The following is a 10,216-nucleotide window of genomic DNA, read 5'->3' on the forward strand; positions in this document are numbered from 1 at the left end:
GATTAAGGGGGGATCAAGGGGGGATTAAGGGGGGATCAAGGACAAAATCTATCTTCAATTTAATTGAAACCACTTACTTAGGGTTAAGCAATGGTTAGACAACTCGACGACAGCCCGAAAACCACAATCGTCTATCCCGATAGCGATGGTAAACCGATGGCCGACAATACAAGACAATTTCGCTGGATTACGACGATTAAAGCGAATTTAGACTGGTTATTTGCCAATAATGCCGATGTTTTCGTTGCCGGTGATTTACTCTGGTATCCCGTCCAGGGAGATAATAAAACTCGGCAAGCACCTGATGTGATGGTAGCTTTTGGCAGACCAAAAGGGGAAAGAGGTTCCTATCAACAGTGGAAAGAAGACAATATCCCCCCGCAAGTGGTTTTTGAAATTCTCTCTCCGGGTAATACCCAAACGGAAATGACCAGAAAACTGCTGTTTTATGACCGTTATGGTGTGGAGGAATACTACATTTATAATCCCGATAAAAATGATTTGGGTGGCTGTATTCGTCGGGAAAATCGGCTCGAAAGTCTGGAAAATCTCGATAATTGGGTAAGTCCTCGCTTGGGCATCCGTTTTCAGTTAGGCCAACCGGAGTTACTCTTGTATTATCCCGATGGTCAACCTTTCACCAGTTACAACCAAGAACGACAACGGGCTGAAGCGGAACGACAACGGGCCGAACGATTGGCGGCAAAACTGCGCGAATTAAATATTAGTCCCGAAGAAATTTAAAAAAAATGCTCGATCGAATCAATCGATCGAGATAGTCTCGCTACAATGAAAGTAGATAAATATCAAGTCCTCTAGCTAGAGTCGCAACAGGAAGCCCAGAAAAAATGCGCTAGGGCAGGGTTGACTAAATCGACGAAGCAATCGCTAAATGGGAGTAATTTCCGTCCATTTCTGCCTAATCCTGAACAGGAGAGGCAGAACCGAAGAATTTCTATAAAATTTCGGTAAGGGTGGAAAGATCAAGTAAGTTAGCGTTAGGGCTTAATCTTCGCCACGGAAAGGTAGAACTATGACAGTTTGTGAATATCGGCCAGGTTTAGAAGGAATTCCCGCCGCCCAATCGAGTATCAGCTTTGTGGATGGCCAAAAGGGAATCTTAGAGTATCGGGGCATTCGGATTGAGGAACTCGCCGAAAAAAGTACCTTCCTCGAAACCGCCTATCTCCTTATCTGGGGTGTTCTGCCCACGGCGGCGGAACTGGAAGAATTTGCCGATGAAATCCGTTCTCATCGACGCATCAAATACCGTATCGAAGACATGATGAAATGCTTCCCCGAAAAAGGCCACCCCATGGATGCGCTACAAACTTCGGCGGCGGCTTTGGGTTTATACTATGCCAGGCGGGCTTTGGATAATCCCGAATATATCCGTCAGGCAGTAGTGCGGCTATTAGCGAAAATCCCCACTATGGTGGCGGCGTTCCAATTGATTCGCAAAGGTAATCACCCCATTCAGCCCAATGATAGTCTTGATTATGCGGCCAATTTCCTCTATATGTTGACGGAAAAACGACCGACGGATTTAGCGGCGAAAGTTTTCGATGTCTGTTTGACTCTCCACGCTGAACATACCATAAATGCCTCGACTTTTTCGGCCATGGTGACGGCTTCCACTTTAACCGACCCCTACGGTGTCATCGCTTCAGCAGTGGGAACTCTCGCCGGCCCCCTCCACGGTGGGGCAAACGAGGAAGTATTGTTAATGTTAGAGGAAATCGGTTCGGTGGCTAATGTTCGTCCCTATGTGGAAAAATGTATCGCCAATAAACAAAAAGTTATGGGTTTTGGACACCGGGTATATAAAGTTAAGGATCCCCGGGCGACGATTTTACAAAACCTGGCCGAACAATTATTCGCGGAATTAGGTTCCGATGAATACTACGATATCGCCCTAGAATTAGAACAAGCAGTGGTGGATATCTACGGCGAAAAAGGTATCTATCCTAATGTGGATTTCTATTCGGGATTGGTTTATCGGAAATTAGGCATCCCCAATGATTTATTTACCCCGATTTTTGCCATCTCCCGGGTGGCCGGTTGGTTGGCCCACTGGAAAGAACAATTAAATGCTAACCGCATTTTCCGTCCTACCCAAATCTACACCGGACTACACGAAGTCCCCTATACACCGATCGAACAACGTTCTTAGATTTTATCTCACACTCTTAATGGAAACACGGTTTCTCGCCTTTGTCAATCTCACCTAGGCGAGATTTTTTGTCTCATTTCCTGTTATATTTATGGGGCAAGGAAACATTCCAGCGGCTTTCAGCTTGGTCAGTTTCGGTGTATATAATAAGGCAAGGTCTTTGCTTCTAGATAGTCGGACAGAAAAATATTAAAGATTATGGTGAAATTTTGGCGCAGATTAACGGTATTTTTAATTTCTTGTTTATTGCTGATTTCCCTAACTGCTTGTGGTAATCCAGTTAGACGCAATCAAGTGGTCATATCGGTATTAAGTGACCCAAAAACCTTTAATGCTGTTTTATCGGCCGAATCCCCGAATATTTTTGGTTTAACCTACGAAGGACTATTAACAGAAAATCCCATTACTGGCAAAAAAGAACCGGTCTTAGCAGAATCTTGGACAATTTCCGATGATAATTTGAGCATTATTTTTACTATGAGAGAGGGTTTAAAATGGTCGGATGGTCAACCCTTAACCGTTGATGACGTGGTTTTTACCTATAAAGACTTATATCTAAATCCTGATATTCCCAACAACTACCGCGATAGTTTAAGAATAGGATTAAAAAAAGAATTCCCCGTTATCACTAAACTAGATAACCGCAGGATTGAATTTAAACTACCCGAACCTTTTGCGCCTTTTTTAGATGCTGTCAGTTCACCGATTTTACCTAAACACGCTTTAGAAAAAACTATTCAGAAAAAAAGCCCCGATGGTAGGTTAGAATTTCTCTCCACTTGGGGGTTAGATACTCCTCCCGATAAAATTGTTTTTAATGGTGCTTATAAACTAAAAGAATATATAACGGGACAAAGAATTATTTTTGAGAATAACCCCTACTATTGGAAAAAAGATGCTCAGGGACAACAATTACCCCATATAACTTCAGTAATTTGGGCAATTGTTGAATCTCAGGATACAACTTTACTGCAATTTCGTTCGGGAAGTTTAGATTCTATTGGGGTAACTCCCGAATTTTTCTCCCTCTTAAAAACTGAAGAAGAAAGAGGCAATTTCACTATTTTTAATGGGGGACCTGCCTACGGAACCCAATTTATCAGTTTTAATCTCAACCAAGGCAAACGTAACGGAAAACCCCTAATAGAGCCGATTAAATCCAGGTGGTTTAATAACTTAAATTTTCGCCAAGCTATTGCCTACGGCATTAATCGTCAAAGAATGATTGATGATATCTATCGAGGATTGGGACAAGAACAAAACTCTTTTATTTCTATTCAATCGCCTTTTTACGATAAAAACCTGAAAGGTTACGATTACAATCCCGAAAAAGCCAAAGAATTATTATTAGAGGCGGGATTTAAGTATAATAGTGATAATCTGCTAGTCGATGCCGATAATAATCCCGTTAGATTTAACCTGATTACCAACGCAGGAAATAAAATCCGGGAAGCAATTGGGGCGCAAATTAAAAATGATTTAGCCGCAATAGGAATTCAAGTGGATTTTCAAGCGATCGCTTTTAGTAATTTAGTTGATAAACTTAGTAATAGTCTAGATTGGGAGGCCCATATTTTAGGTTTTACTGGCGATAATGAACCCCACGCCCCTAATATTTGGTATGTAGATGGAAATCTCCACGCTTTTAACCAACAACCTCAACCCGGTAGCCCTCCAATTCAAGGCTGGCAAGCGGCGGATTGGGAGAAAAAAATCGCTGATTTATACGTCAAGGGTTCCCAAGAATTAGACTTTGAGAAGCGCAAAGTTATCTATAATGAAATTCAACAACTTCAACAGGAATACGTCCCGTTTATTTATCTTGTCAATCCCCTCGCTTTGGGGGCCGTGCGTAACTGTTTTGAAGGAATACAATTCTCCGCCTTGGGTGGTGCATTCTGGAATCTGGAAGAATTAAAGAAAACCTGTGGAGGTGTTTAATGACTCATTTTGGCATCCTTTGTCCCACCGCTTCTGGACATATTAATCCTCTCCTACCTTTAGGAAAAGAGTTACAAAAACGCGGTCATAAAGTTACCTGTTTTTTAACTCTTGATGGTGAAGAAATGGTGCGAGCAGCCGGCTTAGATTTTCAGGCAATTGCACCCGACAAATATCCGAAAGGCACATCAGCCAAAAATTTAGCCGAAATTGGTCAATTACAGGGAACAGCCGCCGTCCGACGCACGGTAGAATTAGTTACTAATTCTACCGCTGCCCTCTTTCAAACTATCCCCCAAGAGATGCGTCGGTTGGGAATTGATGCCCTAATTGTCGATCAAGTCTCCCCCTCAGGAGGTACAATCGCAGAAAAATTAGCTATTCCCTTTGTCAGTTTTGCTGGGGCATTGGTTTTAAATCGTGATCCGCTTATTCCGCCCTTTATGACCACTTGGGACTATAATCCCTCATTTATCGGGGTTATTCGCAATAAAATTGGCTATAAACTCCTTGACTCTCTGACTCGTCCCCTGAATGAGTTAATCAACCAGCAGCGTCAAGAATGGGGGTTAATTCCCTATCAAAACATCAATCAACGCTATTCCCCCCTTGCCCAAATTAGCCAGCAACCTGCCGAATTTGAGTTTCCTCGGCAAAATTTACCCGCTCACTTCCACTTTACCGGTCCCTTTCACGATTCCTCCACCAGAAAACCGATTCCTTTTCCCTACGAAAAATTAACCGGACAACCCTTGATTTATGCTTCCCTCGGTACAATTCAAAATCGCCTACAATCGGCCTTTAATGCGATCGCCGAAGCCTGTGCCGATTTGCCGGTACAATTAGTTTTATCCCTGGGCAATAGCGACTCTAACATTCAAATAACGACCAAAAACGCCCTAGTTGTTCCCTACGCTCCCCAATTAGAGCTTTTAACCAGAGCTTCTCTTACTATCACCCACGCAGGCTTAAATACTACCCTAGAATCCCTTGCCCAAGCTGTACCGATGGTGGCCATTCCCATGGCTAACGACCAACCGGGGGTATCTGCTCGGATAAAATGGTCGGGTACAGGGGAAGTGATTCCCATTTCCCGTCTAGAAGTTCCCCGTTTACGAAAGGCCATTGAAAAGGTGTTATCCTTCCCCAGTTACCGAGAAAATGCCCTGAGAATGCAAAAAGCGATGCAGAAGACTGGAGGAGTGAAAATGGCCGCCGATATCGTCGAAAAAGCCATTTCTACTGGCCAACCCGTCCTCTCGGTCTAATAAGTAGGGTCTGCTGAAAAAGTTTTTCCCGGGGGTAGGAGACAGGAGACAGGAGACAGGAGACAGGAGACGGGAGACGGGAGACGGGATACAGCTATTAGGGATCGGATTTGAGTTTTCAGTTCACTGTTTACTCACAGCAGAAGTCTGACGGAGTAGTGGCTTAGATGTGTAATTAATTGGTTCTTCCGAACTTACACTGCAGAAAATTCCCCAAGCTCCCTCTCTGTCCAGCAATGCTCTAAAGTTGATAAATATCAATCCAACAAAAACTCAAAGCCTTGCTGTACAAGCTTTACAAGCATGAGTTGTTAATAGTTTTGCATGACAGATTCGGTAGAGCCAATTAATTACACATATCTAACCACCTCTTGCCTCTTGCCTATCTTCACTAGGAAATTAATTTTGCACGACTACTTATAACTCAAGTAAAACTTATCACTTGGGCGACAAATTATTGACACTCAATATAGCAAAAAATGGGTTATTTAGGACGCTTTCAATTTTCAAACTCTTATCGGTCAAGGGTTTCAGCGATTGATTGTCCTAACCACCCCGATCTTTGCTATAGGATAATTCTTTGAGGGACTTTTTGCCGCAAACCCTATTTACTTTTGTGAGGATTGGTCAGGTTTTATTAAGTAATGCTGCGGATGCAGGGAAACGCCGAGAATTTGTGATACCCACACCTCAAAATCGTGGATTGGATAAGCTTGTCCCCCCGTCAAGGGATTTACCATTGGTTTCACCAGAATGGTAAACATTCCCAGACGATTTCCCGCTAAAACATCGGTAAACAAGCGATCGCCAACCATAGCAATTTGTTGGGGGGGAAGTCCCATGGCTGTCATCGCTTGCCGGAGTTTGCGTCGAGAGGGTTTCACCGCACCGAGAAGGTAGGGAAGTTGTAAATTATCAGCGATCGCACCGATGCGATTTTCACTAAGATTATTGCTGACCAACCAAATCGGTAGATAAAGACGCAAGGAATCGACCCAACGCTGTAAATCGTCAGAAACCGTCGTTTCCTGGAGGGGAACAAGGGTATCGTCCACATCGAGAATCAATCCCTTAATCTGATGCTGACTCAAAATCTCCAGAGTGAGACCGAGAATCGTATCCCCTAAAATTAAATCAGGTTGTAGAATTTTTGCTCTAGTCATTAACTTCTCAAAAATAACTGGCAGCGAGTCGCTCGAACTCAGCTTGATTAAAAAACCGTTGCCTTATTCAGTATAAATGACCGACTGCCCCTGAAAATAATGCCTGGTCGATCCCTTCACTTGACCGCTTGAATCACCTGTAAACTACCACCAGCGTATAATTTTTGTTGACAATCACGAAAACCGATCGCCTGTAAAGATCGGATCAGATCCCGATCGATAAACTGCCAAGCGGTATCGGTTTCAAATAATTGCAAAAATAGGGCTAAAGAAGGCCAAAAAAGCGGGTTAGTGGGTCGATGAAAATCCACGAGGGCAAAAATTCCCCCCGGTCTGAGAACTCGATACACTTCTTTAAGAATTTCCTCTAACTGCTCCGGTTCCATTTCGTGGAGAGCGGCGCTAGTATGCACAAAGGCGAATTCTCCGGCACTAAAGGGCATTTTTTCGGCTAATCCCTCCACATAATGCGCTTGCGGCACCGCTAAACTAGCTCGCTCCAGGGCCACAGGAGAGACATCTAAACCGGTACAGCGATCGGATAGGGGGACTAAATAACGAGTCGTTTGACCCGCACCACAACAGAGATCGAGGATAGGGTCATTTTTAGCGATTTTTAAACCTTCTAGGGCCAATTGCCGAAAACGGGACTCCCCACCCACTGCTAGGGCAGCCAGACGGGAGATACCATCGTAAAGCCATTGATATTGATAACTGAGGGGACGTAAAATTGTAGCCAAGATCAACCTCCAAGATTTGATTAAGTTCTCTGTAGCCTGTAATTTGTTTTAACGGTTCCACCGATATATTGTTAAACTTGGTAAAGAATCTGAAAATTTAAAAAATTATCTGTTAACACTATGGGTCGCGTTGGCGTTTTATTATTAAATTTGGGTGGGCCGGAGCGGTTAGAGGATGTGCGTCCTTTTCTATTTAACCTTTTTTCTGACCCAGAAATCATCCGTTTACCGATCAAAGGATTACAAAAACCGTTAGCTTGGTTAATATCGACGCTAAGAGCGAGTAAATCCCAAGAAAATTACCGTCAGATTGGTGGTGGCTCCCCTTTACTCAAGATTACGGAAGCACAGGCCACGGCACTGCAACAACGTCTCGCGGAAATGGGCCGCGAGGTGAGCGTTTATATCGGGATGCGTTACTGGAATCCCTTCACCGAAGAAGCGATCGAGCGGATTAAACGGGACCATATCAAAAAATTAGTTATTCTCCCCCTTTATCCCCAATTTTCCATCAGCACCAGTGGTTCCAGTTTTCGTGTGCTGGAGGAAATGTGGCAGCAGGATCCCTATCTACGTTTAACGGAATATACTCTCATCCCCTCTTGGTACGATCATCCTACTTATCTGGGTGCTATGGCGGATCTGATTGCGCGAGAGTTAGAGCAGTGTCCTAGTCCTGACCAAGTACATATCTTTTTTAGCGCCCATGGGGTCCCCCAAAGTTATGTGGAGGAAGCGGGAGATCCCTATCAAAGGGAAATTGAAGAATGCACTAGGGCGATCATGCGTACTCTAAACCGACCCAATCAGTACACTTTAGCCTATCAAAGTCGCGTCGGTCCAGTGGAATGGCTAAAACCCTATACGGAAGATGCTTTAAAAGGGTTGGGAGAGCAGGGAATTAAGAATTTATTGGTCGTGCCGATTAGTTTTGTCTCGGAACACATCGAAACTCTGCAAGAAATCGATATAGAGTACCGAGAAGTGGCGGAAGAAGCGGGAATTGAACATTTTCAGCGAGTCCCGGCTCTTAACACTCACCCGATGTTTATCGAATCTCTCTCCCAGTTAGTGGTCAAATCCCTAGAGGAAAAACCCACCACTTTCGAGCAAATTACCCATCCCAAAGCGAACATGAAAATGTATCCCCAGGAACGTTGGGAATGGGGAATGACCACGGCAGCCGAGGTGTGGAATGGTCGATTAGCGATGATCGGTTTTCTGGCAATTATTATCGAATTAATTACCGGTCAAGGACCGTTACATTTTGTTGGTTTATTATAACCTCGATCTTCGTTGCCATTGCTTTTGATGGTAACTACCAAAACAAGGTTGGGTTTAACTATATTTAACCCAACCATTGGCGATTTCATCTTCTCTTAGGACATCATATTAGCAGAACGAACATTAACGTTAACTTCTAGCCTGCCATTGCCGAGCATATCTAACCCAGTGACGCTAAACAGATTAGCTTTAATCCCCCTTTCCTGAAAATTAGCCTGTAATTCTTTGATGAGAACCTCTTCCACTTTCCCTTCATCATCTGCTAGAGCTTGGACGATTTTAGCGGCGAAAGAGCCAATTTTTGCGCTTAATATTTCTTCCACATTGGTAATCTCGATAATAACCATTGATTTTTCTTCTTAGTAGAGGACAAAGAGCTTGACAAGCCAATAAGAACAGAATTTGTAAGAAAATAGAGCTGCTCTCATCTTAGGAATCAGTATAACCCGCACTGTTCCCCCCTAAACGTAAATAGGCTTCAATAAAGCTATCTAAATCCCCATTCATTACCCCAGTAACATCGGTGGTTTCCACATTACTACGGAGATCCTTAACCAATTGATAGGGATGAAAAACATAGTTACGGATTTGATTGCCCCAAGCGGCCTCCACCATATCGCCGCGAATTTCGGCGATCGCTTGAGCCTGTTGTTCCCGAGCGATAATTAACAATTTCGCTTTTAATAAAGCTAGGGCTTTTTCTTTATTTTGTAATTGCGATCGCTCTTGGGTACAACGTACAGCGATACCTGTGGGAAGATGAACTACACGCACGGCAGTTTCCACTTTATTAACATTTTGTCCACCTTTTCCCCCCGATCTAGTGGTGGTAATTTCTAAATCTTTATCGGGAATTTCTACCCTCACCGCATCATCGCCCAAAATTGGCATCACTTCCACCCCGGCGAAACTGGTTTGACGTTTACCATTAGCATTAAAAGGGGAAATTCTGACTAACCGATGGGTGCCTTTTTCTCCTTTGAGATAACCGTAAGCATAAGTTCCAGCAATTTCAATTGTCACCGATTTAATTCCCGCTTCATCTCCTTCTGATATTTCCGCTAAAGTGACTTTATATCCCTGTTTCTCGGCCCAACGAGAATACATTCTCAGGAGCATTTCTGTCCAATCTTGGGCATCGGTTCCCCCGGCCCCCGCATTAATAGTTAAAACCGCTCCTTTTGCGTCGTAGGGACCATTTAAAAGCTGTTGCAATTCCCAGCGATCGAGGTCATGCTGTAAATGAGTTAAATTGTCCGTTGCTTCTTCTAGTAAAGCTCGATCGGATTCTAATTCTAATAACTCGATAATTGCCTTGGTATCTTCTAATTGTTCACACCAACCCTGATAGGTTTCTAAATAAGATTTATATTCATTTAGTTCTTGCAGGGTTTTTTGAGCAGTATCGGGATTATCCCAAAAAGTGGGGACGGCTGCTACCTGTTCTAAGTCTTTAATTTTAGCCCTTAAAGTGGGTAAGTCAAAGATAGTCCTGGGTTTTACCCAGGCGCGATCCTACTATCTCGATGCCTTTTTTTAGTTCTGATATTTCCATGTTTTCAGTTATCAGTTATCAGTTATCAGTTACTCTAGAAGTCAGGAGTCAGGAGTTGAGAGTTGGGGTTTTAGGGTTTTGGGGTTTTAGGG

Annotated in this window: 9 protein-coding genes; 5 read left to right on the plus strand and 4 right to left on the minus strand. The window is 43.5% G+C overall.

Translation table 11 applies throughout. The features are described from left to right. Positions 1–90: 90 nt before the first annotated feature. The 4 genes from IQ234_RS17720 (at position 91) to IQ234_RS17735 (ending at position 5,382) form a co-directional block, all read left to right on the plus strand. Positions 91–744 carry a Uma2 family endonuclease gene (locus IQ234_RS17720; RefSeq protein ID WP_193958042.1) on the plus strand — a complete coding sequence of 218 codons (654 nt, stop codon included), beginning with the start codon at positions 91–93 and terminating at the stop codon, positions 742–744. A gap of 289 nt (positions 745–1,033) precedes the next feature. Further along, complete coding sequence (locus tag IQ234_RS17725) at positions 1,034–2,173, plus strand: citrate synthase (protein ID WP_193958043.1); 1,140 nt, start codon at positions 1,034–1,036, stop codon at positions 2,171–2,173. A gap of 198 nt (positions 2,174–2,371) precedes the next feature. Next, positions 2,372–4,114, plus strand: coding sequence for an ABC transporter substrate-binding protein (locus tag IQ234_RS17730; RefSeq protein WP_193958044.1), 1,743 nt, complete (start codon positions 2,372–2,374; stop codon positions 4,112–4,114). Further along, complete coding sequence (locus IQ234_RS17735; RefSeq protein WP_193958045.1) at positions 4,114–5,382, plus strand: glycosyltransferase; 1,269 nt, start codon at positions 4,114–4,116, stop codon at positions 5,380–5,382. The genes IQ234_RS17730 and IQ234_RS17735 overlap by 1 nt, the downstream gene beginning before the upstream one ends. 608 nt (positions 5,383–5,990) lie before the next feature. Here the strand turns inward: IQ234_RS17735 and IQ234_RS17740 are convergent. Together IQ234_RS17740 and IQ234_RS17745 are read right to left on the minus strand one after the other, a co-directional pair. After that, positions 5,991–6,545 carry a YqeG family HAD IIIA-type phosphatase gene (locus IQ234_RS17740; protein ID WP_193958046.1) on the minus strand — a complete coding sequence of 185 codons (555 nt, stop codon included), beginning with the start codon at positions 6,543–6,545 and terminating at the stop codon, positions 5,991–5,993. Positions 6,546–6,661: 116 nt separating this feature from the next. Next, the gene (locus IQ234_RS17745) at positions 6,662–7,285 is read right to left on the minus strand and encodes a class I SAM-dependent methyltransferase (protein ID WP_193958047.1); all 624 of its coding nucleotides are present in this window, start codon (positions 7,283–7,285) and stop codon (positions 6,662–6,664) included. Positions 7,286–7,405: 120 nt separating this feature from the next. Between IQ234_RS17745 and hemH the strand changes: the two genes are divergently transcribed. Further along, positions 7,406–8,569: a ferrochelatase gene (gene hemH / locus IQ234_RS17750; protein ID WP_193958048.1), complete on the plus strand. Its 1,164-nt coding sequence runs from the start codon at positions 7,406–7,408 to the stop codon at positions 8,567–8,569. A gap of 95 nt (positions 8,570–8,664) precedes the next feature. Here the strand turns inward: hemH and IQ234_RS17755 are convergent, their stop codons facing one another. Together IQ234_RS17755 and prfB are read right to left on the minus strand one after the other, a co-directional pair. Further along, a complete protein-coding gene (locus IQ234_RS17755) occupies positions 8,665–8,916 on the minus strand; it encodes a hypothetical protein (protein WP_002739055.1) in 252 nt (83 codons plus the stop codon). A gap of 82 nt (positions 8,917–8,998) precedes the next feature. Continuing rightward, positions 8,999–10,124 (minus strand): peptide chain release factor 2 gene (gene prfB / locus IQ234_RS17760; RefSeq protein ID WP_193958049.1). Its coding sequence is split into 2 segments (ribosomal slippage): positions 8,999–10,051 and positions 10,053–10,124, totalling 1,125 coding nucleotides; the frame shifts between segments, so codons are not numbered across the junction. Between the last annotated feature and the right edge of the window lie 92 nt (positions 10,125–10,216).

This window comes from Microcystis aeruginosa LEGE 91341 (genome assembly GCF_015206885.1).
GTDB classification, from domain to species: Bacteria; Cyanobacteriota; Cyanobacteriia; order Cyanobacteriales; family Microcystaceae; genus Microcystis; species Microcystis aeruginosa_H.

Excerpts from the sequence above, each read along its gene's own strand:
- hemH (WP_193958048.1), top strand. The coding sequence starts at position 7,406 with ATGGGTCGCGTTGGCGTTTTATTATTAAATTTGGGTGGGCCGGAGCGG.
- IQ234_RS17725 (WP_193958043.1), top strand. The coding sequence starts at position 1,034 with ATGACAGTTTGTGAATATCGGCCAGGTTTAGAAGGAATTCCCGCCGCC.
- IQ234_RS17730 (WP_193958044.1), top strand. The coding sequence starts at position 2,372 with ATGGTGAAATTTTGGCGCAGATTAACGGTATTTTTAATTTCTTGTTTA.
- IQ234_RS17755 (WP_002739055.1), bottom strand. The coding sequence starts at position 8,916 with ATGGTTATTATCGAGATTACCAATGTGGAAGAAATATTAAGCGCAAAA.
- IQ234_RS17735 (WP_193958045.1), top strand. The coding sequence starts at position 4,114 with ATGACTCATTTTGGCATCCTTTGTCCCACCGCTTCTGGACATATTAAT.
- IQ234_RS17720 (WP_193958042.1), top strand. The coding sequence starts at position 91 with ATGGTTAGACAACTCGACGACAGCCCGAAAACCACAATCGTCTATCCC.
- IQ234_RS17740 (WP_193958046.1), bottom strand. The coding sequence starts at position 6,545 with ATGACTAGAGCAAAAATTCTACAACCTGATTTAATTTTAGGGGATACG.